This is a genomic window from Paeniglutamicibacter sulfureus (assembly GCF_039535115.1).
Lineage (GTDB): Bacteria > Actinomycetota > Actinomycetes > Actinomycetales > Micrococcaceae > Paeniglutamicibacter > Paeniglutamicibacter sulfureus.
This window is the reverse complement of sequence record NZ_BAAAWO010000001.1, coordinates 3,667,713-3,694,252: the sequence shown is the minus strand read 5'-3', so window position 1 is coordinate 3,694,252 and position 26,540 is coordinate 3,667,713. Positions and strand designations below refer to the sequence as shown.

General features: G+C 63.7%; 25 protein-coding genes, 1 tRNA gene and 1 pseudogene. 10 read left to right on the top strand and 17 right to left on the bottom strand.

Annotated elements, in window-relative coordinates; genetic code table 11:
* Positions 1-9 precede the first annotated feature (9 nt).
* Both ABD687_RS16765 and ABD687_RS16760 read right to left on the bottom strand, forming a co-directional pair.
* A pseudogene (locus ABD687_RS16765) lies at positions 10-180 on the bottom strand (amino acid transporter); the annotation flags it as partial.
* Positions 180-524, bottom strand: coding sequence for an SOS response-associated peptidase family protein (locus ABD687_RS16760; RefSeq protein ID WP_264268552.1), 345 nt, complete (start codon positions 522-524; stop codon positions 180-182). The gene ABD687_RS16760 and the pseudogene ABD687_RS16765, both read right to left, overlap by 1 nt.
* A 276-nt stretch (positions 525-800) precedes the next feature.
* Here ABD687_RS16760 and ABD687_RS16755 point away from each other — a divergent pair, with 276 nt between their 5' ends.
* The gene (locus tag ABD687_RS16755) at positions 801-1,841 is read left to right on the top strand and encodes a PDDEXK nuclease domain-containing protein (RefSeq protein WP_310289528.1); all 1,041 of its coding nucleotides are present in this window, start codon (positions 801-803) and stop codon (positions 1,839-1,841) included.
* 356 nt (positions 1,842-2,197) lie between these two features.
* Here ABD687_RS16755 and ABD687_RS16750 read toward each other — a convergent pair whose 3' ends face one another.
* The 4 genes from ABD687_RS16750 to ABD687_RS16735 form a co-directional block, all read right to left on the bottom strand.
* Complete coding sequence (locus ABD687_RS16750) at positions 2,198-3,367, bottom strand: MFS transporter (RefSeq protein WP_310289530.1); 1,170 nt, start codon at positions 3,365-3,367, stop codon at positions 2,198-2,200.
* Positions 3,368-3,476: 109 nt separating this feature from the next.
* Complete coding sequence (locus tag ABD687_RS16745; RefSeq protein WP_310289531.1) at positions 3,477-4,532, bottom strand: Bug family tripartite tricarboxylate transporter substrate binding protein; 1,056 nt, start codon at positions 4,530-4,532, stop codon at positions 3,477-3,479.
* Positions 4,533-4,576: 44 nt separating this feature from the next.
* Positions 4,577-5,146: a tripartite tricarboxylate transporter TctB family protein gene (locus ABD687_RS16740; RefSeq protein ID WP_264268555.1), complete on the bottom strand. Its 570-nt coding sequence runs from the start codon at positions 5,144-5,146 to the stop codon at positions 4,577-4,579.
* Positions 5,143-6,687 carry a tripartite tricarboxylate transporter permease gene (locus ABD687_RS16735; RefSeq protein WP_310289534.1) on the bottom strand — a complete coding sequence of 515 codons (1,545 nt, stop codon included), beginning with the start codon at positions 6,685-6,687 and terminating at the stop codon, positions 5,143-5,145. The genes ABD687_RS16740 and ABD687_RS16735 overlap by 4 nt, the downstream gene beginning before the upstream one ends.
* A gap of 310 nt (positions 6,688-6,997) precedes the next feature.
* On the opposite strand from ABD687_RS16735, the gene ABD687_RS16730 reads away from it, so the two are divergent.
* Both ABD687_RS16730 and ABD687_RS16725 read left to right on the top strand, forming a co-directional pair.
* Positions 6,998-7,720, top strand: coding sequence for a FadR/GntR family transcriptional regulator (locus ABD687_RS16730; protein WP_310289536.1), 723 nt, complete (start codon positions 6,998-7,000; stop codon positions 7,718-7,720).
* Positions 7,721-7,770: 50 nt separating this feature from the next.
* Positions 7,771-9,027, top strand: coding sequence for an NAD(P)/FAD-dependent oxidoreductase (locus ABD687_RS16725; protein ID WP_264268558.1), 1,257 nt, complete (start codon positions 7,771-7,773; stop codon positions 9,025-9,027).
* A gap of 48 nt (positions 9,028-9,075) precedes the next feature.
* Here ABD687_RS16725 and ABD687_RS16720 read toward each other — a convergent pair whose 3' ends face one another.
* The 4 genes from ABD687_RS16720 to ABD687_RS16705 are packed head-to-tail and all read right to left on the bottom strand — an operon-like array spanning position 9,076 to position 12,951.
* On the bottom strand, positions 9,076-10,077 hold the full coding sequence (locus tag ABD687_RS16720) for a type 2 periplasmic-binding domain-containing protein (protein WP_310289539.1): 1,002 nt from the start codon (positions 10,075-10,077) through the stop codon (positions 9,076-9,078).
* Entirely contained in the window at positions 10,074-11,084 is a 1,011-nt protein-coding gene (locus ABD687_RS16715; protein WP_264268560.1) for an amidohydrolase family protein, read from the bottom strand. Before ABD687_RS16715 ends, ABD687_RS16720 begins: the two co-directional genes overlap by 4 nt.
* Complete coding sequence (locus ABD687_RS16710; RefSeq protein ID WP_264268561.1) at positions 11,081-11,788, bottom strand: 4-carboxy-4-hydroxy-2-oxoadipate aldolase/oxaloacetate decarboxylase; 708 nt, start codon at positions 11,786-11,788, stop codon at positions 11,081-11,083. The genes ABD687_RS16715 and ABD687_RS16710 overlap by 4 nt, the downstream gene beginning before the upstream one ends.
* Positions 11,788-12,951: a zinc-dependent alcohol dehydrogenase gene (locus ABD687_RS16705; RefSeq protein ID WP_264268562.1), complete on the bottom strand. Its 1,164-nt coding sequence runs from the start codon at positions 12,949-12,951 to the stop codon at positions 11,788-11,790. Before ABD687_RS16705 ends, ABD687_RS16710 begins: the two co-directional genes overlap by 1 nt.
* Before the next feature lie 88 nt (positions 12,952-13,039).
* On the opposite strand from ABD687_RS16705, the gene ABD687_RS16700 reads away from it, so the two are divergent.
* Positions 13,040-13,969: an ABC transporter substrate-binding protein gene (locus ABD687_RS16700; protein WP_264268563.1), complete on the top strand. Its 930-nt coding sequence runs from the start codon at positions 13,040-13,042 to the stop codon at positions 13,967-13,969.
* Positions 13,969-14,436, top strand: a complete 468-nt coding sequence (locus tag ABD687_RS16695; protein WP_310289542.1) for an RpiB/LacA/LacB family sugar-phosphate isomerase — start codon at positions 13,969-13,971, stop codon at positions 14,434-14,436. Before ABD687_RS16700 ends, ABD687_RS16695 begins: the two co-directional genes overlap by 1 nt.
* Positions 14,437-14,461: 25 nt before the next feature.
* On the opposite strand, the gene ABD687_RS16690 is transcribed toward ABD687_RS16695, so the two are convergent.
* The 5 genes from ABD687_RS16690 to ABD687_RS16670 all read right to left on the bottom strand — a co-directional run bounded on the left by ABD687_RS16690 (position 14,462) and on the right by ABD687_RS16670 (position 18,267).
* Positions 14,462-15,310, bottom strand: coding sequence for an alpha/beta fold hydrolase (locus tag ABD687_RS16690; protein WP_264268565.1), 849 nt, complete (start codon positions 15,308-15,310; stop codon positions 14,462-14,464).
* A gap of 18 nt (positions 15,311-15,328) precedes the next feature.
* Positions 15,329-16,141: a 3-methyl-2-oxobutanoate hydroxymethyltransferase gene (locus tag ABD687_RS16685; protein WP_264268566.1), complete on the bottom strand. Its 813-nt coding sequence runs from the start codon at positions 16,139-16,141 to the stop codon at positions 15,329-15,331.
* Complete coding sequence (locus ABD687_RS16680; RefSeq protein ID WP_264268567.1) at positions 16,138-16,620, bottom strand: hypothetical protein; 483 nt, start codon at positions 16,618-16,620, stop codon at positions 16,138-16,140. Before ABD687_RS16680 ends, ABD687_RS16685 begins: the two co-directional genes overlap by 4 nt.
* A gap of 2 nt (positions 16,621-16,622) precedes the next feature.
* A complete protein-coding gene (locus tag ABD687_RS16675) occupies positions 16,623-17,870 on the bottom strand; it encodes a Rieske 2Fe-2S domain-containing protein (RefSeq protein WP_310289546.1) in 1,248 nt (415 codons plus the stop codon).
* A gap of 70 nt (positions 17,871-17,940) precedes the next feature.
* Positions 17,941-18,267, bottom strand: coding sequence for a 2Fe-2S iron-sulfur cluster-binding protein (locus ABD687_RS16670; protein WP_264268569.1), 327 nt, complete (start codon positions 18,265-18,267; stop codon positions 17,941-17,943).
* A gap of 233 nt (positions 18,268-18,500) precedes the next feature.
* Here ABD687_RS16670 and phtC point away from each other — a divergent pair, with 233 nt between their 5' ends.
* On the top strand, positions 18,501-19,238 hold the full coding sequence (gene phtC, locus ABD687_RS16665) for a 3,4-dihydroxyphthalate decarboxylase (RefSeq protein ID WP_264268570.1): 738 nt from the start codon (positions 18,501-18,503) through the stop codon (positions 19,236-19,238).
* A 769-nt stretch (positions 19,239-20,007) separates the two neighbouring features.
* Here phtC and ABD687_RS16660 read toward each other — a convergent pair.
* Together ABD687_RS16660 and ABD687_RS16655 are read right to left on the bottom strand one after the other, a co-directional pair.
* Positions 20,008-20,084, bottom strand: a tRNA-Thr gene (locus ABD687_RS16660).
* Positions 20,085-20,257: 173 nt separating this feature from the next.
* Positions 20,258-21,121 carry a DsbA family protein gene (locus ABD687_RS16655; protein WP_310289548.1) on the bottom strand — a complete coding sequence of 288 codons (864 nt, stop codon included), beginning with the start codon at positions 21,119-21,121 and terminating at the stop codon, positions 20,258-20,260.
* A gap of 152 nt (positions 21,122-21,273) precedes the next feature.
* Here ABD687_RS16655 and ABD687_RS16650 point away from each other — a divergent pair, with 152 nt between their 5' ends.
* The 4 genes from ABD687_RS16650 to ABD687_RS16635 all read left to right on the top strand — a co-directional run bounded on the left by ABD687_RS16650 (position 21,274) and on the right by ABD687_RS16635 (position 26,350).
* The gene (locus ABD687_RS16650; RefSeq protein ID WP_264268572.1) at positions 21,274-22,749 is read left to right on the top strand and encodes an alpha,alpha-trehalose-phosphate synthase (UDP-forming); all 1,476 of its coding nucleotides are present in this window, start codon (positions 21,274-21,276) and stop codon (positions 22,747-22,749) included.
* A 162-nt stretch (positions 22,750-22,911) separates the two neighbouring features.
* A complete protein-coding gene (otsB, locus tag ABD687_RS16645) occupies positions 22,912-23,694 on the top strand; it encodes a trehalose-phosphatase (protein WP_302262997.1) in 783 nt (260 codons plus the stop codon).
* A 56-nt stretch (positions 23,695-23,750) separates the two neighbouring features.
* The gene (locus ABD687_RS16640; RefSeq protein WP_302262998.1) at positions 23,751-24,875 is read left to right on the top strand and encodes an ABC transporter ATP-binding protein; all 1,125 of its coding nucleotides are present in this window, start codon (positions 23,751-23,753) and stop codon (positions 24,873-24,875) included.
* Between the two features lie 143 nt (positions 24,876-25,018).
* Positions 25,019-26,350 (top strand): DUF4032 domain-containing protein, encoded by a 1,332-nt coding sequence (locus ABD687_RS16635; RefSeq protein WP_302262999.1) that lies wholly within the window; start codon positions 25,019-25,021, stop codon positions 26,348-26,350.
* The last annotated feature ends 190 nt before the right edge of the window (positions 26,351-26,540 follow it).

The window sequence follows — 26,540 nt, the reverse complement described above, 5'->3', positions numbered from 1 at the left end:
TCCGTCCTAGGCCAGCACCTCCAGGGCCAACAACATGTACAGCAGCACTATCACCAGGATGTTCATGGTCGCGGCACGCCCCGCAGTCTTTTCCGGGTCCTTGGGCTCCTCATTCAAGGTCAGCGTGACATCCAAGCCCCAGTAGATGAAGATGGACAGCGAGACGCCGGCGGCGAAAGCTAGCGATCGCCCATGGGTTCGACGAGTCCCGGCCCGTTGTTGCGCACATTTCCCACGGGCTTGCCGACTTCACGCGGCAGGATCTCGGGATCCGGAATGGCATCCAACAGTGAACGGATTTCCGTCTTGTCGGAGAGTCCGGGATCCAGCCAGTCCGCCTGCAGGTCGGCAGGCACGATCACCGGGGTGCGGTCGTGGATGTGGCCCAGGGCATCGGCTGCCGGTCGGGTGAGGATCGTCGTGCTCATCCGCCACTCACCGTCCTCGCCGTCCGGAATTTCCGGGTCGCGCCAGAACCCATAGTGACGGGCGAAGCCCACGATTCCCCCATCCTGGGGGCTCACTAATGCAATCGAAAAGATCGACGCGCGAGCCAGCCGATACGCACGTGGCCCCAGCAGGGAATTCGATATCGACTGGGAAACCAAGAGCTCCGACGCGTGACAGCCCTTCACGTTGTGAAGGGCTGGTCTACCAAGTATTCTCGGTCAATCGCCGATAACCGCACATACGTAGTCGGCTTGTGGCTGGCTGCCGATCCACGCCCCCGATCGTTGGTGGCGGGACGCGCCCCTCAGCTCGTGCCCAGGCGAACCCACAGGCTTGGATAAGGTGGAGGAATGACCGCAGCCGAATTGCTTCCGCATCCCGGAGACTACGCCGAGGTGTTGGCGGCGTTGAAGGACCAGGTGCGCCAGGCACGGGTCACCGCCCAGCGCCGGGTGAACACGGAACTGATCGGCCTGTACTGGGGCATTGGCCGGCAGATCCTGCTCCGCCAGGAGGCCCACGGCTGGGGCGCCGGGGTCATCCGCCGGCTGGCCGAGGACCTGCTGGCGGAGTTCCCCCAGATGCGCGGTTTTTCCCAGCGGAACCTCCAATACATGCGGACCATGGCCAGCGAGTGGGGTGCTGAGGCAAATGTGCCACAGCTTGTGGCGCAATTGCCCTGGGGGCACATCCGCACCATCCTGGACAAGGCCCAGTCCCCGGGGGAACGTGAGTGGTATGCTGCCGCGGCGGTGGAATACGGCTGGTCCCGCAACGTCCTGCTGAACATGATGATGAACCGCTCGATGCAGCGCACTGGGACCGCGCCGTCAAATTTCACCCAGCACCTGGCGGCCGCCGATTCGGAGTTGGCGCAACAGGTCGCCAAGGACCCCTACGCCTTCGAGTTTCTCGGGCTTTCCGGCGAAGTAGCCGAACGCGACCTGGAACAGGCCCTCATGGACCGTATCGTGGAGACCCTGCGCGAAATGGGACCCGGGTTCGCCTTCGTCGGACGACAGGTGCACCTTGAGGTGGAGGGGGACGATTTTTACGTGGACCTGCTGTTCTTCCACGTCGAGCAGCTGCGCTATTTCGTCATCGAGCTCAAGACCGGGCAGTTCCAGCCCGAGTTCGCCAGCAAACTGAACTTCTACGTGGCACTGGTGGATGACAAACTCCGCCGCACAGCCCACTCCCCCACCGTGGGCATCCTCATTTGCGGCAGCAAGAACGACCACACCGTGCGCTACGCGCTGGGGCGCTCCACCTCTCCCATGGCCGTCGCCGCCTACACCTACGACCAACTCACCGCCGCCGACCGCGCGCTGGTCCCTGCCGAGGACCAACTCACCGCGGCCCTCGATGCGCTCCCGGACGAAACCAACTAGCCCAACTTCTGAGCCGATGAGATGCAGCTCCTCCTAAATTCTCTGTCAAGCTATATTCGGTACCCGGAGGCTCCAAAGGGGCCAGCTCCGCATATCTTCTTTCTCTTGTTTACTGAGAAGCCCAAAGCAGTAGTCGACTTCCTCTTGGTCGTCCAAAAGCATCGCACATGCCGTCTCAATGAAGGGGATTTTCCTGCGCTTGTTGACTGACTGAGCTCTTGAGAGCACGGATGGCTTTTCGATCATCTTGGCTGAGACTGACCGGTATGGATTTGGGCGTGGAGCCCCAACGCTGCCACGCGGTCCGGGGCAGTGTCGCACCAAGTCCACGCGACGCTGATGATTGCTTGTTCGGGTCAGGGTTTTCTTCTCGTGCCGTCCCTCGTCGCCATCGCGGGGATCCCGACGGCGACAGCGACGATCGCAGTCGCAACTGCTGCGGAAGGAACAAGGAAGATCAGAGCGCCGATGCCCATTGGCGTGACAAGAAGTGAGATGGCACGGAACGTGCCGACCGAGGCGATGGCACGCCCGCGTTCCTCCAACCCGACGGCCTCCGTGGCGAGCGCTGGGCCAAGCGTCTGCAGGATCCCCGCTCCCACCCCCGAGATGAACAGGAACGCGCCCGCCAGCACGAGGTGGGGCGTCATGAACGCCATCAACGCCACCCCTCCGACTGCGAGGGCCGCGCCGAGGACAGCCGACAGCCTCACTCCTGTCCGACGAACCGGCCTCGCGACGGCGGAACCCGCCAGCGCTGCGAGGTTCGCCAGCGTCATCATCGCGCCAACGACCGGGATGGAGTGCCCCGCCTCGGTCAAGAGAACGGGCAGATACGAGTTCAGGATGCCCCGCCACCCGCCGGCCGTCGCGCCCATCCATCCAGCCGTCGTCACTCCATCGCGCCGCCACATAGGAACTGCTTTCTCGGCGGTTTCCGTGCGCGGCTTCGCGAACGGTTCGTATCGGATGAGGAATGCACAACTCAAGACACCCGGTCCTGCGATGCCTGCGGCGATGAAGAGTGCGAAAGAGAGCGACGAGGCGCCGATGATTCCTGCGAGGAGGGGGCCGATGAGCAATCCGACGCCGTTTGTCACATTCATGATGGCTAGAGCGGACACCGCCGGTCTCGATGCACGGATCACGTGCGTCTGCATGCCCGTGAAGAAGTACGCGCGGGCGGCCCCCTGGAGGAGTTGCGAGGCGACGAACGCCCACAGCTCATCGGTCACGCCGAGGATCACGCACGAGGACGCCAACAAAATCAGCGCGACGAGGACGAAGGTCCGCGTGCTGAAGCGATCCATCAGCGCGCCCATTCCTGCTCTCGCGATGATTTGCGTGATGGCGGACACTCCGACGAGGAATCCCACAGCCCCTAACTGGTACCCGGCTGCCGTGGCCACGAGCGGGACGACGACTGTCGCCATTCCGAGCGTGACGGAGAACAGAAGAATAGTCGTCTGGGAGAGGATGTCCTCCCGCCGCGGCGTGGGGGCCGTGCTGTCCTGCACTGACGTCATGTCTCATGCCCGTTCTCACGACCTCCCGGTCGCACAAAGAAAAAGGGGCCTTCGTCTCCGCAAGTTGTTCGCGGAGACGAAGGCCCCGGTGGTTATGTGCGCGAACGAGTCAGTACGATGCTTTGAGCACGTCGATGAAGTTCGCCGGCAGTTCGTCGAAGGCCGGGACGACGTCGTTCGCGAGTTCCTCGCCCGAGAGGTAGGACAGTTCGCGCTGCATCTTCTCGGCCTGCTCGAGGACCTCGGGGTCCTCCACTGCCGCTGCGAGCGCGTCCTGCAGGCAGCCGCGCGTCTGCTCATCCATGCCCGCCGGCGCGACCAGCGGGCGGCCGTACTCTGTGAGCAGTTTGATGCCGTTGATGATTTCCTGCGCATCCGCAGAGAGGTCGAGCTCGCTGAACACGGTGGCGTCGGGGGCAACCGCCGGTGCCTCGTCCGCGAACGACAGCGGGACGATCGTCTCACCGTTCTCGATGCTCGTGCGGCGGCTGTCCAGCGGACCTGCGATCGCGTCCACGTTGCCTTGGATGAGGGCAAGGTCGGTTTCGGCCTGGCTGTTGAATCCTACGACGACCTCGGCGTTCTTCAGGTCGAATGCCTTGATCAGCGCGTTGGCTACGATGTAATCGGAGGACCCGCGGCCGGTTGATCCGAACCTGAATCCATCGCTTTTCATGACGTCTTCCCACGTCTGGTAGTCGCTGTCAGCATTGGTGGTGACGACCAGGTCATCGACGGCAACGCGTCCGATGTAGCTGAGGTCGTCGAATCCGAATTCCGGCCCTTGGGCGCCTGCAAGGATCGCGGCGGCCGCGCCCGTTCCATTGACGATGGCGATCTGGCTGCCGTCGGCAGGGGCCGTGGTGAGCTGATTGATTGCGAGCAGGCCGCCCGCGCCGGGCTTGTTCATGGGGATCACCTTGGCATCCAGCGCGTTCTCGATGCCGGGGATGATGACACGTGAGAGCACATCGTACCCTCCTCCGGCGTTGTAGGGGATCACGAGCTCGATGGTCTTTCCCTTGAAGGATGAGCAGCTTTCGGCCGCAGCCGCGCTGGAAGTTGATCGCTCCTGACCGGGTGCCGTGCATCCGGTCAGTGCGAGAGCGCCGATCACACTCGCCCCCAGGGCGACACGGGCGATGCGAGATTTATTTTGAAACATGAACATACCTTCCTTGGTACTTATGCCGGGTTTTGAGGTGGAGGTCATCCTCCGGGAAGCAAGGCTCCTGGGGGGCTGGGGATGTACGTTACCCAGCGCATGAGGACCCACAGCAGCCCAGTCAGGACCACTGTGTATATGAGCGAGAAAATCCAGGTCTTCTTGCCAATTGCCATCAGGTATACGAGGGACAGCGCGGCCGCGGCGACGAACAGCCCGCACAGGTAGAGAACCAAGAAGAACCCGGCGATGAAACCGAGCGTCGTCAGCCACACGCGCCGCGAGGTGTGCGACAGGACGTACTCCGCGTCGTTCGGATCAATCTCGTCGTTGTCTTCTGCGGACTCGTTGAGCATCGCTGCCTGCTCCTCGGCGGGGCCGGCGGTCCTGTCAGTCCCGGTCTCCCCACGCTGCCGCGCCAGCGCGATCGACTTGCTGACGAGCAGCCAGGCTGCGCACAGCAGGCCGAGGCCCGCAGCCAGCCGGGGCAGCAGCAGCGACACCGCGGGCGGATAGGTGACGCTCGTGACGAGCGCCCCGCTGCAGATGACAAGAACCACACACGAGATGACAAGGTCCGGCATCGCGGACCGCTTCGTCGATGGGGCCGTCATTTCTTCCTTCCAATCGTTTGCATTGCACGGGTGCGGGGCCCCGGGACCGTCTCATCGGCAAGGCGTGCGCGGTGGTCGCGGTGCACCGAGCGAATGCTGAGGAACAGCGTCGCGAGGACGGCCAGGCCGACGATGAGGACGCCCGGACGGGTGAGCCATTCGGCGCCGAACAATGTGTTGGAGAGGTTCAAGTACTGCTCAAGAAGTTTTCCGAGCACGAGCGCGAGCAGGAACGGCACGCGCGGCCAGTCCCACCGCAGACACACCACGCCGAGCACTGAGGCCCCGAGCATGACCAGCAGGTCACCCCAGCTGTTGTTGGCTGTATAGGCACCGATCACGATGAACATGAACAGAATCGGTGTGATAACTGGGCCGCTGATCTTCGTCATGGCTGCGAGCGGGCGAACGAGCGCGAACGCGAAAACGACTCCGAGAATCCCGGCGATAATGACCGTCCACACCATCGAAAATGTGATGCCCAGCTGCGTGGTCAGCATTTCCTGACCCGGTTTGACTCCGAGAACGAGGAATCCGCCGAGCAGGACCGCTGTGGCCGCCCCGCCGGGGATTCCGAACGCGATCGTGGGTATGAGCGAACCTGCGTCTTTCGCGTTGTTCGTCGCCCCCGCCGCGACGAGCCCATCGACGGCGCCCTTGCCGAATTGCTCGGGGTTCTTGGAAGTCTGGCGCGCCTGCCCGTACGAGATCCACTGCGCGACAGTGCCGCCGAGACCGGGGAGCATTCCGATAACCACGCCGATCGATGACGAACGGATTACCACGGGCCAATGGCGGAGGGCGTCAGTCACTCCACGCATCGTGCCGGTGAGCTTGGTATCGCCGAGCGGTCCGTTGGCGATGGAGGACCGGGTCAGCATCAACTGGAGCACCTCGGCGCCACCGAAGAGACCCACGACAACAGGGATCAGCGCAATGCCGCTCCAGAGATACATCTGGTCGAAGGTGAACCGTGGCAGGCCCGCAGAGGGGTCTGATCCGACGTAGGAAACGAGGAGGCCGAAGGCCACCATCGCCATCCCCTTCGCTAGGTTCTTGCCGGCGAGCGTCACCACGAATGCCAAACCCAGGAGCACAAGCATGAAGAACTCGGGCGGTCCCAGCAGCAGCACGAGGGGGCGGATCACGGTGATGAAAACACCGAGGACGATCGCACCGAAGACGATGCCCATAGCGGAGCTGGTGAGTACGATTCCAAGTGCGCGTCCCCCTTGCCCCCTCTTCGTCATCGGGTAGCCGTCGAGCACCGCGGCCGCCGACGTGGCTTCGCCCGGGATGCCGAACAGTACGGAGGTGATGTCGCCGGCTGTCCCCGTCACGATCCACATGCTCAGGAGGAACACGAGCCCCTGAACCGGCTCCATCGCGAAGGTGAATGGAAGCAGGAGGGCGAGCGCCACGGCGCCTCCGAGTCCCGGCAGGATCCCCACGACGAATCCGATGAGCATTCCGATGATCATCAGACCCAGGGTCTCCCACTGGAGCACCTGGTCCAGACCACTTGTGATCGCGTCGATCATGCGAGACGCCTCCTTGTGCACGCACTGTGCATAGCGTGCAAGCCCACGCTACCCACGAATTCTCGAGGGAGCGGTCTTAAGACCCGCCTTCGTGTCGCTGACACCATCGAACGCCCTTCACTTCGTTTTGATTCGCAGGGCATCGCCTGCGATTCCCTGCCCGAACACATCGGTGTGATCGGACTCATATTCTCAATGGAAGGACCATACCACCATTTACCCTTTCGTCAACAGCCCGGTATCCTAGCTATGTGCACCCGCACCGCGATCATCGATTGATCTCGACGCATCCGAATGACAGGAGACGGCATTGTCCGGAACCCCCCTAAGCCCGCCACCCACACAGCTTTTCAGCCAGGTAAATGTGGACCGCGCTTATCACGTCATCGTCGAGCAGATCAAGCAGCTAATCAGGGACGGCAACCTGAAGCCGGGCGACCGCCTGCCGAACGAACGCGAATTCTGCCAACAGCTTGGGGTCAGCCGCGTCACGGTTCGCGAGGCGCTCCGCGTTCTCGAAGCGACGGGATTGATCCAGGTAAACCTCGGCGCACGCGGCGGGTCGTTCTTGACCTCCCCCTCGCCAGAACTCGTGGGAGAGAACCTCGCGCACCTCCTGACCCTCTCGCCAATCACAGCGAGTGCCACAACGGAGGCACGCCAAATATTCGAGCTCGGAATCCTCCCCCTGGTCCTCGAGCGGGCAACAGCGGAGGACATCGCCGCCCTCCACGACCTCGTGGCCGAGGCGAAGGCCGACGGCGCCTCCTCCACGGACATGTCCGCCGCGTTCCACGTGCGACTCGCGGCATGCACGCACAACCCAGCCATCGAAGCGTTGATGCACAGCTTCCACGGGCCCCTCATCTCCTCCCTCCGCGTGGCGAAGACCATCGCCCCGCATATGGGCCTCAAGGGCGTCGAGGAGCACGGCCACCTCGTAGAGGCGATCGAGGACGGCGACCTCGATCGCGCTCGTGCGATCCTCGCCCAGCACCTCGAGCGAACGGCGCGACGGCTCGCGGAGAAGTAGGGACGACCTCGACATAATGTGGTCTAATGGTCCTACCCTTAAGGAGGACCATGAATCACATCGCAACGCCTCGAATTTCCGCCCGCACCCTGATCATCGGCGCCGGCCAGGCTGGTCTCCAGCTCGCGGCCACCCTGCGCGAGCTGGGGGACACGGCGCCGATCACCGTTGTCGGCGGGGAGAGCCGGCCGCCATATCAGCGCCCACCGCTGTCGAAGGCCTTCCTCAGCGGCAGGGCCGCGGAGCACGAGCTGGCGCTTCGCGGCGCCGACTATTACACGGCGAACGACATCACCCTCGTCTGCGGCGAGTGGGTGGATACGATCACGCTCGACGACGATGCCGCCGGGTCGGGCGAAGCCGTGACTCGCAGCGGCCGGACGATCGCTTTCGACCGGCTCGCGTTCACTGTTGGCGGCACACCCCGTCGTATGCGTGCGCACGGCGCTGAGCTCGCGGGAATCCACTATCTGCGCACCATCGACGACGCCGTCGCGCTCAAGGAATCCCTCGACGATGCGTCTCGCGTCGTCGTCGTCGGCGGCGGATTCGTCGGTCTTGAGATCGCAGCGGCGGCGACGGCGAGCGGCAAGGACGTCACCGTCCTGGAAGCCCAGGACCGCCTCATGGCACGCGCTGTCGCGCCCGAGATGTCCCGCTTCTATGCAGACGCGCATCAGCGCCGCGGCACACGCATCGTGCTCGATGCCGCCGTGTCGGGCTTCCGCGGAACAGATCGCGTGAGCGGCGTCGAGCTCGCTGATGGCCGTGTGATCGACGCCGATGTCGTGGTCATCGGCATCGGCCTGATCGCCCACACGGAGCTCGCCGCGTCGGTGGGGCTGGCCAGCGAGGGCGGCATCGACGTCGACGCCTTCGGGCGCACCCGCATCCCGGGCATCGTCGCCGCAGGCGACTGCGCGGTGAGCTCCCACCCCGTCCACGGCCCTGTCCGGCTCGAGTCGGTGCCGAACGCGATCGCGCAGGCGAAAGCGGCTGCCGCCTCCTTGATGGGCCATGAGCCGGGCGTGACGGCGGTGCCGTGGTTTTGGTCGGATCAGGCCGACCTCAAACTCCAGATGGCCGGTCTCACGATGGGCCACGACCAAGTGGTCGTTCGCGGCGATCCCGACAGCGAGCGCTTCTCGGCGCTCTACTACCGCGATGGTCAGCTCGCATCGATCGAGGCGGTCAACGCTCCGCTCGACTACATGACGGCGAGGCGCATCCTCGAGGCAGGCGGAAACATCCCACCGGAGGCTGCGGGTGACACGGACATTCCGCTGAAGAAATACCTCACGAGGTGACGACGCAGTTCGGCCGGAGCGCCGCGGGAGCGCTCCGGCCGAACTGCGTCAGATGACGAAGGACTCCAGCGACTCGGGAGCAAACAGGTCCTCGGGCTCGCGACGCGCTCCGGATAATCCCTGCTCGTGGTGGTACCTGAGGAACGTGGTGAGCACCTTTCGATCGACTCCACCCAACCCGTACGACCAGTAGTCATCGCCCAGGAGCTCCCGCGCCTCTTCGAGATGGAACATCAGCCATGGCTCCATGAACTGCAGAGCCGAGGAGTCGTAGATGCGCGCTGCCGCCAAGGCCTTAGCTGCGGCCAAGGCCTTGGTCAGCGATTGCGCAACCCACCGGTGGCGCTCGTACAACTCGCGACGCAGCACGACGACGTGCATCACCGGGAAAATCCCCGTGGCCCGGAAGTACGCCTGCTCGGCCTGTTTCGTGTCGGGGAAGAGTCGAGCGATGCGCCCGTCCGGCCGCCCGAAGGTACTCGGGATCCGCGGCGAGAAAATCGCGTCGAGGTCCCCCACGGCTAGCATCTCGGACAGCGTGCGGTCCGAGGGAATCGGATGAATGTCGAACGGCACATCCACGACGCCCTTCTCGATCCGCCCGGGACTCTCCTGGCCGCCGGTGAAGAACGTCGATGCATCGAGCGGCAGGCCGTGGTGGTCGGCCAGGATCCCTCGTTGCCACACGCACGCGGTCAACTGCACCTCGGGCATGCCGATCCGCTTGCCGCGCAGATCGGAGGGTTTCACCACCCCGGCATCGACGTTGACGAACATCCCTCCGTGGCGGAACTGACGCGACGTGTAGATCGGCAGCGCGACGAACGGCGGTTGCTCTCCCCTATCGAGCGCGTTGAGGGTCGAGACGTAGGTCGACAGCGACATCTCCGCCGCATCGAACTCATGGTGCCGCGCCATGCGGAAGAAGGTCTCCTCCACGGGCAGGCGCAGGTACGTGAGGTCGATGCCGTCGACCGCCACGCTGCCGTCCTCGACCCCGCGGGTGCGGTCGTAGTCGCCACAGGCAAAGGTCAGCTGCAGGCGACTCATCCGCCGCTCCCTACCAGGCGCGCGGCAAGCCGCGGGTAGATGCGCAACGCGTTCCCGTGCGTGATCGCATCCCAGTCTGCCTGCGATCGTTCAGATGCCCGCAGATACGTGAGGGTGTCATCCCATTCCACGCCGGTGATGGGGTCGGCGCCGCGCACGGCTCCGAGCATCTCCGAGGCGAAGAGCACGTTCGATGCCGGGATCAAGTCGACGAGGAGGTTGTATCCGGGCTGGTGGTATACCGCCGTATCGAAGAACACGTTGCCCAACAGCTCCGAGGGATCCTGCCAGCCATTGCGCATCGCAAGTCCGCGATAGCGGCCCCAGTGATAGGGAACCGCGCCGCCACCGTGGGGGATGACGATCCTCAAGCCGGGGAACCGGGTGAACAGATCCGATTGGAGCAACTGCATAAAGACGCTCGTGTCGGCGTTGAGATAGTGCGCGCCGAGCGTGTGGAAGTTCGGGTTGCACGCCGCCGAGACGTGGACCATGAGAGGCACATCGAGGTCCTCGGCGGTCTCGTAGATCGGGAACCAGGAGGGATCCGTCAGCGGCTTGCCGGCCCACGTCCCCGATGGATCCGGGTTGAGATTGGCACCCACGAATCCGAGCTCCCCCACGGTGCGTCGCAACTCGGCGAGCACGCCGTCGAGGTTTCCTTCCGGCGTCTGGGGAAGCTGCGCGACGGGAGCGAAATGCGCGGGAAACAGCTCGCTGACGCGATGGACCATGTCGTTCGACGCCTGCGCCCACGTATTGGCGATATCCGCATCCGGCTCGTGATGTGCCATCCCGGAGGCGCGTGGCGAAAACAGCATTAGGTCGCCACCGCGCTCACGCAGGACCCGGACCTGGTGGTCTTCGACGCTTTGGCGGAGCTCTTCATCCGACACCTGGTCACTGAGACCCGCCGCGCTCGGAGACTCTCCCCGAAGCAGTGCCGCACGGAACCGATGAAGCGCTTCGGGTTCTGTCGTATAGTGCCCGTGGATGTCGATGATCATGATGTCCGCCCTTCCTGCCACATGCGATAGTCGACGTATCGGATCCCTGCAGCCTCGATCATCGGCCGCATGTTGTTCACGTCGAGCGCTGTCTCGCCCGCGAGGTACCGGGCCCGGGAGAGCTCTTCCTTCGCTTCGCGCTCCTGTGCCGTGACCAGCACCTCGGCGACCCGTGCACGTGACACGATCACGACGCCGTCATCATCGGCGAGTACCGCGTCGCCGGGATGCACGATCTGACCCGCGATAGAGATCGGCACGTTGACATCGCCGAGGTTGCCCTTCGTCGTCCCCTCGGCACAGACATGCCGCGACCACACCGGGAAGCCCATCGTCTGCAGGTCGGCGACGTCACGCACGCCGGCATCGATGACCAGGCCGCGCACGCCACGGGCCTTCAGCGAGGTGGCGAGCAGGTCGCCGAAGTAACCCATGTCGCACGGCGCCGTCGGGGTGATGATGAGCAGGTCACCTTCCTGGCACTGCTCGACTGCCACAGCGATAGTCGTGTTGTCCCCAGGGGTCACCGTCGCTGTCACAGCCGACCCGGCGACGCGCATTCCGCTCTGAATCGGCGTGATCGCCGATGCGAGCAGTCCTCTGCGGCCCTGAGCCTCGTGCACCGTGGCGACGCTGTACCCGGCCAGTGTGCCAAGGAGATCGAGGGGCGTGCGGGGCGTGCCCGTCACGACGAGGCCGCCCATCAGGCTGTCGCCTTCGCGCTCGTCCGCCCACCGGGCTGGCCGATCATGTCGGGCATCATCGAAATGTGGATCGCATCCTCGTCGGTCTGGCCGGCGAGCACCCGGATCGCGTGATCGACCTCATCGATTCCATACCGGTGCGTAGCGAGCTTCTCGAGCGGGAACCGGCCCGATGCGATCTGCGCGACGGCCAGTTCGCAGGCGCGGTACGAGTGGCCACGCGCCGACTTGATCGTGATCGACTTCTCGGTGATCTTCTTCAGGGGGAAGTCGGGGAAGGCGGCCAGTTCGCCCTGCACGAGCAGCGTGCCATCGCGACGAGTGAGGACGTCGACTCCGAGCAGCAAGGGGGCCGTACCGGCTCTTGACGTGCAGTCGAGCACGTAGTCGACCCCGCGCCCCTGAGTCAGATCCATGACCTTTTCGCGCGCATCCTCCGTCAGGATGTCGATGACGTCATCGGCACCGAGCTCGAGCGCGAGCTCGAGACGCTCCTTGTCACGGGTTGTGCCCGAGACGATGATTCGCGAGGCGCCCGCCTGCTTCGCCGCGATGAGCTGGGAAAGTCCCTGCTGGCCGGGACCCTGGATGAGCACGGTGTCGTTGTACCCGATCCCGGCGGTGAGCAGCGCCCATTCGATGCCGTTCGACAGCGGCATGATGAGTCCCGCGAGCTCAGGAGACATCGTCTCGGGGACCTTGTGAAGCACCGCATTCCATGGCAGGTACATGTACTCGGAGAATCCACCCCAGAGGCGGCCGGGCATGTCGGAGGACGTGTAGCCGAAACGTCGCGCGTCGGGGTTCGTGCGCCAATCGGTGGCTTCGCAGTGGCGATACTCGCCGATGCGACACCACTCGCAGTTGTAGCAGGCCACGTAATGCTCGACGAAGACCCGGTCTCCCTCCACTAGCCCGTGCCGGCTCCTGAACCGCTCTCCTGCCTCGACAATCACGCCGACGTTCTCGTGCCCCATGATGACGGGTCCCTGGGTCGCCGGAGTGTCGGGCGGTGAGAAATACAGTTTGGCGTCGGTGCCGCAGATGCCCGCCACCTCGATCTTGAGCAATGCGGAGTCTGCGTCGATGCGCGGCTTGGGGAATTCGCGCATCTCGGTCATTCCGGGGGCTGTACGCACGGCGGCGAGCACTGAATCAGTCATTGGCACTTCCTTGGGCTAGTGATTGGCATAATGGTAATACCAAGGCTAGCATCCAATAAGACAACTTTTCTGACGACATGGAGGATTCATGCACTTGTCACTACTCACGCGCCCGCAGGGAGCAAATCGCGCACTGATCGAGGGTGGCGCGGCGGCGTCCGGGCTCCGCTTCGACGTCGTCGAAGAACCCGTCCTCGTGAAGGGGTTCCGCAGGATGGTGCGCGATCTCGAGTTCGATGTCGCCGAGATGGCTCTCACCACATATCTCACTGCGAAGGAGCACGGCGTAGCGTTCACCGCACTGCCGATCTTCCTCGTGCGCGACTTCCACCACGGTGCCGCCCAGGTGCTGCGGAAGAACAGCAGTCGACCCGTCGCAGACCTCGCCGGCAGGCGCATCGGCGTGAACCGCGGCTACACGGTGACCACGGGAGTCTGGGGTCGAGCGGCACTGGCCGAGGCCGGCCTCGATCTCGACTCAGTGACCTGGGTGTGCTCAGGGGACGAGCATGTCCCCGCGTATGTGCCTCCGAAGAACGTGCTTCGCGCACCCCACGGGGCGACGCTCCAGGAGATGCTCCTCGCCGGTGAAATCGACGCCGTCGTCGGTGCCGGCATCACGCATCCCGAGGTGGTCTCCCAGATCGCAAACCCCGACGAGGCGGCGACCGACGTGCTCCGGCAGCGCGGGGTCTTCCCCATCAACCACCTCGTCGTCGTGCGAGACGAGCTGCTCGCACAGCACCCCGAGTTGGCCTCGACCTTGTTCGCTGATTTCGCCGAGGCGAAGCGTCGCTACGTCGAGCGGCTGCGCAGCGGTCCCGGCGACAGCCGCCAGGATCAGATCTTGGCGCGGGTCATGAAGATCACGGGATCAGACCCCCTGCCCTACGGCGTCGAAAAGAATCGGGGTACGCTCGAAGAGCTCATCGACAACGCGATGAGCCAGCACATCGTCCGCACCCGTCCGGCGATCGAAGACCTCTTCGCCGACGGAACCTTGGAGCTTCAGGGATGATGCCAGATCTCGCACGCATCGCCATCGCAGGAGACCACCACGGCGTGCGGCTCATCGACCGCATCGTGGGCGTCTTGAGTGCCCGGGGGCATCATGTTGTCTTGGACCTAGCCCCGCGGGGCGGCACAACGGTGGACTATCCGCCGTTGTGCGCTGCCGTCGCCCGGGCGGTCGCCCGGGGCGATGCCGACCTCGGCATCATCGTGGGCGGCAGCGGCCAGGGAGAGGTGATCGCCTGCAACAAGGTGCGTGCGATCCGCGCGGGGCTCGCGTACTCCGAGTTCTCCGTCGACATCTCGCGCGGCAACAACGATGCCAACGTGATGGTGATCGGCACGAAGGTCGTCGACGACGAGACCGCCCTCACGCTTCTCGACCGGTGGCTTGCGACGCCGTTCAAGGGTGGCGTCCACGCAGAGCGGATCGCGCAGATCGCGCGTATCGAGAGCGGCCTCGGCGAGGAGTGATCACTCCTCGCCGAGGCCGCCGGCCTCAGTGGCGCGAAAGGAACTCGCGCACGCGTGCCGTCGACGCTTCGGGCGTCTGCTCGATGACCGGCACATCCCAGTACTCGGCCCGGGGCAGGCACTCCTCGAGGTAGCGCGCGGCCGAGCGGGTGTGCGAGAGATCCTCGCCGGGCACGACGAGCGCGGGGACTTCAAGTAGCTGGAGATCCTCCGGTTCCGGCCCTGGAACGGTGTCGCGGTCGAACAACAGCCGCGCAGATCCCGACACGATCGTTCGGTACCGCTCGAGACTCGTGGACGCGTAGCGCTCGGCGAATGCCTCGTCAGTGCGGAGCGCCGCGGACCATGGCCCGACGCGGGGATCCTTGGTGAACCCCGCAGTGGTGGACCGTGCGTGCTCGACGACGGCATTCACTCCGTGTTCCAGGGCGAACCCGAGATGCTGCGTGAAGCGCTGGTGCTGGGCTGCCCGGTACGTCACTCCGCCAGCTGGGGAGAACAGCACCATGCTGCGTACGCGCTCAGGCTGCGCGATTGCGAGCAGTGCGGCGGACGAGCAGCCGACGCACCCGCCCATCGTGTGCACGGCGTCGAGACCGAGGTGGTCGATCAGACCGATCGCCTGGTCGATGTACTTCGGCCACGCCAGCCGCTCGAGGCGACCGCCTGACTGGCCCGATTCGCGCCGATCGAACACGATGCAGGTGTACTCCTGCGACAGGGCATCGACGAATCCAAGCTGCTTGTAACGCCCGAACGTCGTCCAGTTATCCAGGCTCGAGTCGAAGCCGCCTGGGCTAAACATCAGGATCGGCGGACCCTCGCCGACCATCTCGTAGCGGGTGCGGATTCCATCCACTTCAATAACGGGCATGGCCCTCTCCTCTGGTTGTCAACTTGCGCCGGGGACCTTGATGCCGCCACGGATCTGGCGTCCCGCGCGGATGTCCTCTGCGCAGGCAGCAAGTCCGTCGTACGCGATGCGAGCGACGTTCGCGTACGTGTCCGGCTCGGCATCAAGCCATTTATCGTTGTATCCGAGCGCCGCCGTGGCCATGCGGATCCTGCCGTCCAGCCAGGGTCCTCCGCCGAAGCCGCCGAGCACGGGGATCGAGACCGCCTGGGCCACGGCCGGTCCCACGACCGACCCGGAGTTCGTGAAGTTAAGCAGCACGGCGCCGGCCGACTCCAACCGCTTGGCTTCGGCGACGAGCTCCTCCGTCAGCTCGTCAGGCACCTGGACGGTGTGGGCGCTCGAGTAGTCGAGACCGTACTTCAGCGAGGTCTGGGGCGTGATCCCGAACTGCGCGAAGACAGGGATTCCCGCTCGCGTGAGCGCTTCGACCTCCTCCGGGAAGTCGGCGGCGCCGTCGAGTTTGACGAGGTCGATCCCCGCCTCCTTCACCAAGCGGATTGCGGCGGGCAGCGCACCGCCGGACTGCAACGGACCGAAGGGGAAGTCGCAGCTCAGGAGCGCGTTCGTCACGCCTCGGCGCACCGCCTTCGCGACTACGAGTAGCTCGTCGAATGTGATCTCCAGCGGATTCGGCTGACCCCACAAGTTGACGCCGACCGTGTCGCCGATCGAGATGATGTCGGCGCCGACTCGATCGGCTATGCGCGCCATCTGGAAATCCCAGCAGACAAAGCAGACTGATTTCTCACCCGCATGCTTCATCGCCTGAAGCTGAGGAATCGTTCTCATGCCCTGATCCCCTTCAACAGCTCGAAGAGGTCTTCCTCGTCCGCGGGAACCAGCAGGATGCGGGCATATGGACGAAGCGCGCTCAATGCATCGCCTCCGAGCGCGCCCGCGTCCAGCAGGAGCAGACCCGCGGTCATGATCGACCGTTCGCGACAGGCGACTCCCACTGCCGCGGCGGCATTCGAGACGATCGAATTCGTCGCGACCATGATGACGGAGTCGGAGTGCTCGATCTCCATCGCCATCGGGCGCCGCTCGCCATCGAGGGTTATGAGCTCCTCGCCGGAGTCCGACGTCGTATAGAACTGTGCCTTTCCCCAAGGTCCGTCGGAGACCGACCGCACGGTCTTCGCCGCCGTTTCATCGAATGCGACCACACGGGTCGAGCGGGCGTATGCCAGCGGATAGTCAATGCGGTACGCGGCCTCTTCCGCCGTGGCCGCACGAGCACAGGCGCTGACCGAGATCGGTGTAGTCATGATCATACCGTGGTCTGCCGGACGCCTGCGCGCGCCTCGAACCCGTCTCCGATACCTTCGACGAACGGTTGGTCCGCCGGAAGTACGATCGCCACGGAACGGATGTTCTGGTGCTCGGGAACGTTGCCCATCGGCTCGGTGCCGTGATCACGCAGCGCCTCAACGGCACGACGCAGCTTCTGACGAGCCTTGATAATTCCGGCGTCGGTCGCGACGAGCCGCTCCTTCGTGCGATCGACTGTCGGACCCATGCTCTCCTGCAGGGAAGAATCCTGAATTGCGATGCCCTCGACGCCTGAGAACAATTCACCCGTCTTCTGCTTATCGCGATTGATCAGGTAGTCGTTGTCCTTGTTAGCCTCGGGACGATACGTGCCGGGGATGTTCTTGCTGTGCACACCCGCTCCGGCCTTCATCGCCGCGACCTCCGCTTCCTTGAGGTCTCGCGTAGGGTGATAGTCGAAGCTCCAGGCCCAGCAGTTTTCGTCGTCGATCGGCACCCAGAAGTGACCGTGCACCGGGTGGTCGCCACGTGGTGGCACCAGGGTGAAGTTGGGCAGCACCCAGGGGGTGACTCGCCAATAGTAGTGGTCCTCCTCCGCATTGCGGCGTGCGCCGATCAGCAGTCCTCCCTCGTTCTCGACGACTTCGAAGGAGGGCTTCACGTCGCCCTTGTTGTATTGATTACCCTTCGCCCCTGCGAACAACGGGTCGGCCTCAAGCCCGGCACCCGTCGGTCCACCGCCGTGGAGCCACGTCACATGGCTGGAGTCGATCCCACCCTCGAGCGCTTGGAGCCAGTTGCTCTCCTGGAGTCGCTTCGAGGTGAAGGTCTGTCCCGAAGGGACTGTCGCGAACTCCCAAGTCGGAAGCGGCGGCTGCATCTTGGGTTCCCCAAGGTAGGCCCACAGAAGGTCACCCACCTTGACCAGCGGGTAAGAGCGGAGCTTGACGTTCTTGCAGAACTCGGAGTTGTTGAGCTCGCTGGGTACCTCGATCGCCTGTCCATCGGCGTTGTACTTCCAGCCGTGGTAGGGACAACGGATACCGCCGTTCTCAACACGACCAAAGAACATCGACACGCCGCGATGCGCGCAGAACTCGTCCATGAGTCCGTATTCGCCCTCAGGCGTGCGAACGGCGATGAGCCGCTCCGAGAGAATCTTCACTCGCACGGGTGGGCACCCGTCCTCAGGCAGCTCATCAGTATGCAGGACCGGCTGCCAGTAGCGCCGGAACAACTTGCCCATGGGGGTCTCTGGGCCGGTCTGCGTGAGCAGGTCATTTATATCTGGACGCAACATCGTTATCCCTTTTCTCTCAGTGCCATGCTTCAGGGCGCGGCTCGACGACGAGTTCGTCGAGCTCGTCAGTGATGGAGATCTGGCAACCGAGACGGCTCGCCTCCGTGTAGTCCGACACCCCGAGGTCGAGAAGGTCAGCTTCCATCTCGCCAGGACCGCCGACTCGCTCGCGGAATTCGTCATTGACCCACACATGGCACGTGGCACAGGACATCTGTCCTCCGCATTCGCCAACGATTCCGGGGACTCCAGAGCGCACAGCCGCGCTCATCACGTTCTCACCGATCGTCGCATCGACCACATGCTTTTCATTGCCGTTCCCGACATACACAACCTTGGGCATTTAAGGCTCCTCCGATATAACTAATGGCCTGACCAATATACCTCAGGTTGAGGACGTGTCAAGAGAATTCCGCTGGCGCCCCCGCCATTCGCCCACTTTCGCGCTCTCGGGCTATGCTGGCTGGCGACGGCCAAAGGTCGAAACCCCCAGGGGCAATATGTGCGCCACCAACGGGCGCAGTGCGGCCCGGCTTCGAAGGCGGACCGCAGATCCAACGGATGAGAAGGAAGAGCATGCTCAACAGCTTCGAAGAAGAGCGGTCACTCCTCGCTGACGCATGCCGTGTACTCGCCAACCGCGGCCTCGCCGACGGGATCCTCGGACACATCAGCTTGCGCATCAACGACGAGAGTCTCCTTGTGCGCTGCCGGGGTCCACGCGAACGAGGTCTCGGCTACACCGAGGCCGAAGACATCCGCCTCGTCCGGTTCGACGGCACCGAGGCCGCACCGGGCGAGCTGGACGGTTGGTCCGTGCCGAACGAGCTGCCGCTGCACACAGCGGCGCTCAGGGCCCGCGACGACGTCGCGGCGGTCGTGCACGCGCACCCGCCGCGCATCGTCGCAGCCGACCTTGCCGGCATTGCGATCCGCCCAATCGTCGGCGCATTCGACATCCCCGGCACTAGGCTCGCGGCAGGAGGCATACCGGTGTATCCACGGGGCGTGCTCGTACGAGATCACTCGCTCGCGGCCGAGATGGTTGCCGCAATGCAGGGACGTCCCGTCCTCGTGCTCAGGGCGCATGGCATCACCAGCGTGGCACTCACCGTGGAGCAGGCCGTGCTCCAGGCGATCAGTGTCGACACGATCGCGGGCCTCTCGATGGACATCCTCTCCGCCGGGGGCACGCTAAGCGATCTCTCCGACGAGGACATGGCCGAACTGCCCGACCTCGGAGCGGGTTTCAACACGGGCACGGCGTGGCGTCACGAGATGGCGCGAATCGATGGTGTCCGTGCCTCCCACTAACACCCGATCATCGCCGTCCCGGCGCAGGTGGAGTGAACTGGAGAATCCGGTTGCCGACATGGGATCCACCATTCGCCGCTAGCAGCGCCGCCAAATAGCCCTCAAAAAACAAGGATTCTCTATCGAAATTTCCTTATAACCGCCTTGCGTCTACGGCCTGCCACGTTAAGTTCAAGTTCACGCGCCTAGGTAACCCTGCTGCGCTTGGTTGGGGCATGATTGCTGAAATCGTCTTGGTTGGTCGCCGATAACCGCACATACGTTTTGGAGTGACTGGATCCCGACCCATGCCACTCCGATCGTTGCTGGAGTGCCATGACGAAGTCCAAGAGTCCAAACATCATTTTGAAGGTCACGACTGCGAATGGTGTTGTCCGCTACGTCTGCGAGACTGCCGACATCATGCTGACGGCACCTTGGCAGGGCGGCGTGGAAGCGCACGAATCGCTTCGATTCCATCATCGTCGTAGAGCCGATGCGATTGGGTTTCCACGAGGGCTCAGAGATGGTGTGGGGGCAAGTGCTTTCAAGGCATCCTGTGCGCAGCATCGAGCCAGCTGGCAAAGGCAATCTTCTGGACGTTTGGCTCCGGGGCCGCACCCTATGAGCTGAATTGATGTTGCCCATGGAAGCCATGAACATCCATTTTTGTTTCGCCCGAGGCTCCAAGTGGAGGCAATGTGGAGGATTCCCCAATTCGGACTACTTTTGAACATGAAAAATCCCCGTGGTTCTGGGCTGTTTTACCGCGGAACCACGGGGATTTCAGTGGAGCCCCCTGCCGGATTCGAACCGGCGACCCTCGCTTTACAAGAGCGATGCTCTGGCCAACTGAGCTAAGGAGGCAAACTGCCCGGGTCCGATAAATCATGACCCAAGTGCAGGAACTAGCGTAGCCGACAATGCCCCTCAGCAGGAAACGGGATGCCCACCGCCCATCGAACCGGTGCCCGGGGTTGGGCGGTTCACCAGCATGTGGTCAACCGGCCAACCCCGGCAAAGGTCCGGCGTATGGCTTTTTACTTGTTGGCAGCGATTGCCGCGTTGACGACGGAAACGAAGTCGGGCTCGGCGTTCGCATCCCAGTACTTGCCCTGGATGAAGACGCTCGGGGTTCCGCCGATGGAATCCACGCGGGAAGCCTCGTCGGTGAACTTCACGAACGAACGGAAGGTCCCGTCTTCGATGCAGCTGGAGACATCCGCGCCGTTGTCCTTGGCGAGCTGGGCCAGTTCCGCATTCTTCATTTCACCCTGTGTATGGTGGGCGAACAGGCCCTTGGCGAACGGCAGGTACGAGGCCGGGGCCTGGTCCGCTACGCAGGCAAGCGCGTTGGCGCCACGTGAAGAGTAGTTGGTCGGCGATCCGCCATCGAGGTACGCCACGTTGCGGTACTCGACCTGCACGTCGCCGGCTGCAAGCCAGGTGCTGATCTGGTCGGCATACTGCTCTTCGAAGCTGGCACAGTGCACGCAGTTAACGTCCACGTAGATCAACAAGTTGACCGGCTCGCCCTTGGGAGCGGCTTCCGCATCGCGCGGCGCAGGAGCCTTCGCCTCGGTCGGCTTGGTGCCGGCCTGGGTGACGTCCACCGTCAAACCGGAGGTGCCGGCCACGGTCGTATCCGAGGTGAGCGTAATGCCACCGGCTTCATTGCCGCCCTTGGGCACGGCACCGGAATCGGCTACCTTGCCGGCGTTGTTCTGCAGGACGATGCCAACGATCAACGCAATCACGGCGAGCACGGCCACCAGCACGCCAAGTTTGATAAACAGTGACTTGCGCTTGTCAGCGGCTTCCTGGGCGACACGCATGGACTGTGCCTGCTCTCGCGCGCTTGCTGTCCGTTCGGCCTTGCTCGGCCGCTGGCTATTGGATGCCATAGGTCAAAACGTCCTTTAAGTTTGGTTTGGTACTCCCCCGACCCAACCAGTTTAGGGTAAGTCGGCGGCGTAGCTTAGCGCCATGGTGTCGCTTACATCACGAGCTTCCCCTAAGCTCAACATTAATCTTGAGCAAGAAATGGAGGGTCAACATGCAAGCGGATTTCGAAATTGAACATGCATCCGGTAGCGACAAACCAAGCTACGACTTCATCGTGGTGGCCAATCGACTGCCGGTGGACCGCGTACAGGGCGAAGACGGCGAGCTGTCGTGGCGGCGTTCCCCCGGAGGGCTGGTGACGGCAATTGCTCCGGTCATGCAGGAATCAGACGGAGCCTGGGTTGGCTGGCACGGAGCCACCGACGAAGAACTGGAACCCTTTGAAAACGACGGAATCCACTTGATCCCCGTTCCGCTTGAAGAGTGCGATCTGGAGTTGTATTACGAGGGGTTCTCCAACTCAACGCTCTGGCCGCTGTACCACGATGTCATCGTGCCCCCTGAATTCCACCGTACGTGGTGGGACAACTACAAGAAGGTCAACAAGCGCTTCGCCGAAGCCACCGCAAGCGTCGCCAAGCCGGGCGCCACGGTATGGGTACAGGATTACCAATTGCAGCTGGTGCCCAAGCTACTGCGTGAGGCCCGTCCGGACTTGCGCATCGGGTTCTTCAACCACATTCCTTTCCCGTCCCCCGGAATCTTCTCCCAGCTGCCCTGGCGCAGGCAGATCCTCGAGGGTCTGGCAGGAGCCGACGTGGTGGGCTTCCAACGGACCGCCGATGCCAGCAACTTCCTGCGCTGCATGCGCCGCTTCACCGACCGCACCGTCAAGGGCTCCTTGGCGATCCCGCCGGCATCGCCCGGGGAGAGCGGATCCACCGGCAACATCTGTCGTGCCGAAGCTCACCCCATCTCCATCGACACCCAGCAGGTAGCCGAGCTGGCGCACGATCCCGAGATCATGGCCCGGGCAAAACAGATCCGACAGGAACTGGGCAACCCGAAGACCATCATGCTGGGCGTTGACCGGCTCGACTACACCAAGGGCATCCGACACCGGCTCAAGGCCTATGGTGAGCTTTTGGCCGACGGAGAGATCCACGTCGGCGAGGCCTGCATGGTGCAGGTCGCGAGTCCCAGCCGCGAGAATGTCGAGCGCTACCAGCAGCTCAAGGACCAGGTTGAGCTCATGGTCGGCAACCTCAACGGCGAGCACGACACCATGGAACACACAGCAATCCGTTACCTGCACCATTCCTACCCGCTGCGGGAAATGATTGCCCTCTACCTGGCGGCGGACATCATGCTGGTGACCTCGCTGCGTGACGGAATGAACTTGGTGGCCAAGGAATTCGTGGCTGCACACACCGATGACACCGGGATGCTGGTGCTTTCCGAATTCACCGGTGCCGCCGACCAACTCACCCAGGCCGTCCTGGTGAACCCCCACGACATCGACGGGATGAAATCCGGGATCATGCGCGCGTTGCGCATGGATCCGCAGGACTCGGCCCGGCGGATGCGACGCATGCGTCGTCATCTGCGCGACCACGATGTGGCCACGTGGTCCCAGACGTTCCTTTCCTCGCTGGCCCAGCCTTTGCCGGTTGACACCCTGGTCTAGGCCGATTCGTGTTGCGGCGCGGATGCAAAGGGGGAAGATCGTCCCCCTTTGCATCCGCGCATGACATTTTGATGTTTGGTCTAGGGTCGAGCCGGTGACCTGCCTTGACCCAAGTTTCCGCTTTTACCCGCCCCGAACGCCTGAAGGATCCACCGGACACCCATGAGCCCCATTTCCCCTGACCTCGCCGATGCCATTGAAGCCCTGGTCGACACCCCAATCCTGCTCGTAGCCGTGGACTTCGACGGAACCATGGCCCCTTTGGTGGACCGTCCCGAGGACGCGCGCCCGTTGCCGGCAGCTTCCGAGGCACTGGCCAACCTGGCCGCCCTGGAAAACACCGTGACCGCCGTGATCTCGGGCCGCGACTTGGCAGCGCTGAGGACCGTCGGCAGCCCGCCCGAACAAACACTGCTGGTGGGCAGCCACGGCACCGAGCGCTGGGCACCTGCCGCCTTTGACGCCGAAGACGAACACATCGACCTCAGTCCCGCACAGACCTCGGCGCTGGCCAAGGCCACCGAAATCCTTGAAGCCGTCTCCTCTGCCCACCAGGGAACCATGCTTGAATACAAGCCCGCCTCGATCGTTCTGCATGTGCGGCAGGCCGACCCGGAAGTCGCGGCCAGGGCGTTGCGGGCCGCCCACGAGCAATTGGACGACATCGAGAACCTGCAGGCGTTGGACGGCAAGGCCGTGCTGGAAGCTAGCGTGCTGGTGGGCACCAAGGGAGACGGGCTGAATTGGTTGCGCGAGGTAGCCGACGCCTCCACCGTACTCTTCGCCGGTGACGACGTCACTGACGAGGATGCCTTTGCCGTACTTCGCCCGGGAGACATTGGGGTAAAAATCGGCTCCGGAAATACCAAGGCACAATTCCGCCTTAATGGGCCAGGGGAATTGCCAGCCCTTTTGGAATTGGTACTCGATATGAGAAGCTTGTGATTCCATTCACTACGGACCGTCGGGCACGTACCTGCCCGTGAAAGGATCGCTGCTTCATGGCATCAGTAACTTTTGACCAGGCCACCCGCATTTACCCCGGAGCCACCACGCCTTCCGTGGACAAGATCTCCCTGGAAATCGCCGATGGCGAATTCCTGGTCCTTGTCGGCCCCTCGGGTTGCGGAAAATCCACCACGCTGCGCATGCTCGCAGGCCTTGAGGACGTGAACTCCGGACGAATCCTCATTGGTGACCGGGACGTCACCAACGTCCCGCCCAAGGACCGCGACATCGCCATGGTTTTCCAGAACTACGCGCTTTACCCGCACATGAGCGTCGCCGACAACATGGGTTTCGCCCTGAAAATTGCCGGAATCGACAAAGAAGAGCGTGCCCGCCGCGTTCAGGAAGCAGCCAAGCTGCTTGACCTCGAGGACTACTTGGACCGCAAGCCCAAGGCACTCTCCGGCGGCCAACGCCAGCGCGTGGCCATGGGGCGCGCCATCGTCCGCTCCCCGCAGGTCTTCCTCATGGATGAGCCCTTGTCCAACCTGGATGCCAAGCTCCGTGTGCAGACCCGCACGCAGATCGCCTCACTGACCCGTCGTCTGGGCGTCACCACCGTGTACGTGACCCACGACCAGGTCGAGGCACTGACCATGGGCGACCGCGTTGCGGTACTCAAGGACGGATTGCTGCAGCAGGTCGGCACCCCGCGCGAACTGTACGACCGCCCGTCCAACGTCTTCGTGGCCGGCTTCATCGGCTCGCCTGCCATGAATCTGCTGGAGCTTCCGGTGGCCGATGGTGGCGTCGCCTTCGGAGGGTCCATCTACCCGGTGGCCTCGTCGACGCTGGAGGCGGCAACCGGCAACTCGGTCACCCTGGGCGTACGGCCCGAGGACCTGGACCAGGTCTCCGAGAACGAGGGCCTTGCCGTCGAGGTCGACGTGGTCGAGGAGCTCGGCGCCGATGCCTACGTCTACGGCCACACCACCGTGGGCGGCACCGAATACCAGATGGTGGTGCGTGTCGACGGTCGCAAGCCTCCGTTCAAGGGCGAAACGATCCACGTTGCGCCGAAGATCGGACACGTGCACCTCTTTGACACCGCGTCCGGCGAGCGCCTGGCCGAGCCGTCCCGGAACGGTGCACACGCACAGGTGTCCTCCGACGCCTAGGGACTTGCCCGTTATCGTGTGATTGCACGATAACTGCCCATGGCGGCCGTATTCAGCCCGGTGCTGGGTGCGGCCGCCTTCGCATTTCCGCTTCCCCCAATCACCCCCACCTCATCACCGCACCAAGGGACGGCACACACGCCATGATTCGCCACACCGCCAGCTGGCGCGACGAGCCCACCAACCATGCCCAGAACGGCAAGTTGCCGCGTGATTCCGCCCCCGCCGCTCCCGCGCCCGTTGCCGGTTCGCTGTCCATCACCGCCGCCACCGCCGATCCGGGTCTGCTGAACCTGCCGTGGCAAATCCCGCTGGAGGACTGGCCGAGCGACACGCTGGCCCCGTTGCCGCGCGGCATCTCCCGGCATGTGGTGCGCTTCGCCCTGATGGGCAAGGCAGTCATCGCCATCAAGGAAACCGGTGAGCACGTGGCCCGGCACGAGTACCATATGCTGCGCAAGTTGCGCCGCCTGGCCGCGCCCTGCGTGGAGCCGGTCGCGGTGATCACCGGGCGCACCGACACCGAGGGCAACGACCTTGACCCGGTGTTGGTTACCCGGCACCTGAAATACTCGCTCCCGTACCGCGCGCTGTTCTCCCAGAAGCTGCGCCGCGACACCTTGACCCGGCTCATTGATGCCCAGGCGCTGCTGCTGGTGCGCCTGCACCTGATTGGCTTCTACTGGGGCGATGTGTCGCTGTCAAACACGTTGTTCCGCCGCGATGCGGAGTCCTTCGCCGCGTACCTGGTGGATGCCGAGACCGGCGAGCTATACCCCGAGCTATCCTCCGGCCAGCGCGAATACGACCTGGAAATCGCCCGGGTGAACATTGCCGGCGAGCTCATGGACCTGATGGAAGCCGGACTCATCGAGGACACCGTGGACCCGGTGGCCACGAGCGAGGACATCCTGCACGCCTACCGTGGACTCTGGGCCGAGCTCAACGACAAGGAATCATTTGACCTCTCCGAACGCTGGCGGGTCGATGAACGCATCCGCAGGCTCAATGAACTCGGCTTCGACGTGGAGGAGATCAGCCTCAAGACATCCCCCGACGGCGGCCAGCTGCTCATCCAGCCCAAGGTCGTGGACGCCGGGCACCACACCCGTCGGCTTCTGCGCCTGACCGGCTTGGATGTGGAAGAAGGCCAGGCCCGCAGGCTGCTCAACGACCTGGATGCCTTCCGGGCCAAGAAGCATCCTGACGCGGATGAGGAAATTGCCGCGGCCCGTTGGGTCACCGACGTTTTTGACAGGATTACCGGGGCCATCCCCCGCGAATTCCACGGCAAGCTGGAACCCGCCCAGATCGTGCATGAGGTCCTCGAGCACCGCTGGTACATTTCCGAGGCACGCGGTTCCAACGTTCCGATGGAGGAAGCCGTCGCGTCCTACGTGGATGCCGTGCTGCGCCACCGCAGGGACGAGGCCCGGCTGGTGTATGGCCCGGAAGAGCAGTCGACGACCACGTAGCCTGCCATCACCGCGAATTCGGTTTCCGGTGGTTTATTGGTTGATCGGCCGGAATATAGGAGAATCTTCACCTATATGTCTCGTCTCCCCTGGACACTCCTGCCGTCAGCCCGAAGAATTCGGCGGCGCATCCCCGTCCGACGACGCGTTCCGAGGGTTCCTGCCCATCCTTGTCGCGATCTTGGTGTTC

What these genes read in the sequence shown, in the direction of transcription:
- ABD687_RS16680 (WP_264268567.1), bottom strand. Translation starts at nt 16,620, where the DNA reads ATGACTACACCGATCTCGGTCAGCGCCTGTGCTCGTGCGGCCACGGCG.
- ABD687_RS16685 (WP_264268566.1), bottom strand. Translation starts at nt 16,141, where the DNA reads ATGAGAACGATTCCTCAGCTTCAGGCGATGAAGCATGCGGGTGAGAAA.
- ABD687_RS16715 (WP_264268560.1), bottom strand. Translation starts at nt 11,084, where the DNA reads ATGATCATCGACATCCACGGGCACTATACGACAGAACCCGAAGCGCTT.
- ABD687_RS16735 (WP_310289534.1), bottom strand. Translation starts at nt 6,687, where the DNA reads ATGATCGACGCGATCACAAGTGGTCTGGACCAGGTGCTCCAGTGGGAG.
- ABD687_RS16695 (WP_310289542.1), top strand. Translation starts at nt 13,969, where the DNA reads ATGCCAGATCTCGCACGCATCGCCATCGCAGGAGACCACCACGGCGTG.
- ABD687_RS16640 (WP_302262998.1), top strand. Translation starts at nt 23,751, where the DNA reads ATGGCATCAGTAACTTTTGACCAGGCCACCCGCATTTACCCCGGAGCC.
- ABD687_RS16750 (WP_310289530.1), bottom strand. Translation starts at nt 3,367, where the DNA reads ATGACGTCAGTGCAGGACAGCACGGCCCCCACGCCGCGGCGGGAGGAC.
- ABD687_RS16690 (WP_264268565.1), bottom strand. Translation starts at nt 15,310, where the DNA reads ATGCCCGTTATTGAAGTGGATGGAATCCGCACCCGCTACGAGATGGTC.
- ABD687_RS16705 (WP_264268562.1), bottom strand. Translation starts at nt 12,951, where the DNA reads ATGACTGATTCAGTGCTCGCCGCCGTGCGTACAGCCCCCGGAATGACC.
- ABD687_RS16725 (WP_264268558.1), top strand. Translation starts at nt 7,771, where the DNA reads ATGAATCACATCGCAACGCCTCGAATTTCCGCCCGCACCCTGATCATC.
- phtC (WP_264268570.1), top strand. Translation starts at nt 18,501, where the DNA reads ATGCTCAACAGCTTCGAAGAAGAGCGGTCACTCCTCGCTGACGCATGC.
- ABD687_RS16700 (WP_264268563.1), top strand. Translation starts at nt 13,040, where the DNA reads ATGCACTTGTCACTACTCACGCGCCCGCAGGGAGCAAATCGCGCACTG.
- otsB (WP_302262997.1), top strand. Translation starts at nt 22,912, where the DNA reads ATGAGCCCCATTTCCCCTGACCTCGCCGATGCCATTGAAGCCCTGGTC.
- ABD687_RS16670 (WP_264268569.1), bottom strand. Translation starts at nt 18,267, where the DNA reads ATGCCCAAGGTTGTGTATGTCGGGAACGGCAATGAAAAGCATGTGGTC.
- ABD687_RS16740 (WP_264268555.1), bottom strand. Translation starts at nt 5,146, where the DNA reads ATGACGGCCCCATCGACGAAGCGGTCCGCGATGCCGGACCTTGTCATC.
- ABD687_RS16650 (WP_264268572.1), top strand. Translation starts at nt 21,274, where the DNA reads ATGCAAGCGGATTTCGAAATTGAACATGCATCCGGTAGCGACAAACCA.
- ABD687_RS16755 (WP_310289528.1), top strand. Translation starts at nt 801, where the DNA reads ATGACCGCAGCCGAATTGCTTCCGCATCCCGGAGACTACGCCGAGGTG.
- ABD687_RS16655 (WP_310289548.1), bottom strand. Translation starts at nt 21,121, where the DNA reads ATGGCATCCAATAGCCAGCGGCCGAGCAAGGCCGAACGGACAGCAAGC.
- ABD687_RS16745 (WP_310289531.1), bottom strand. Translation starts at nt 4,532, where the DNA reads ATGTTTCAAAATAAATCTCGCATCGCCCGTGTCGCCCTGGGGGCGAGT.
- ABD687_RS16710 (WP_264268561.1), bottom strand. Translation starts at nt 11,788, where the DNA reads ATGGGCGGCCTCGTCGTGACGGGCACGCCCCGCACGCCCCTCGATCTC.
- ABD687_RS16635 (WP_302262999.1), top strand. Translation starts at nt 25,019, where the DNA reads ATGATTCGCCACACCGCCAGCTGGCGCGACGAGCCCACCAACCATGCC.
- ABD687_RS16675 (WP_310289546.1), bottom strand. Translation starts at nt 17,870, where the DNA reads ATGGGCAAGTTGTTCCGGCGCTACTGGCAGCCGGTCCTGCATACTGAT.
- ABD687_RS16720 (WP_310289539.1), bottom strand. Translation starts at nt 10,077, where the DNA reads ATGAGTCGCCTGCAGCTGACCTTTGCCTGTGGCGACTACGACCGCACC.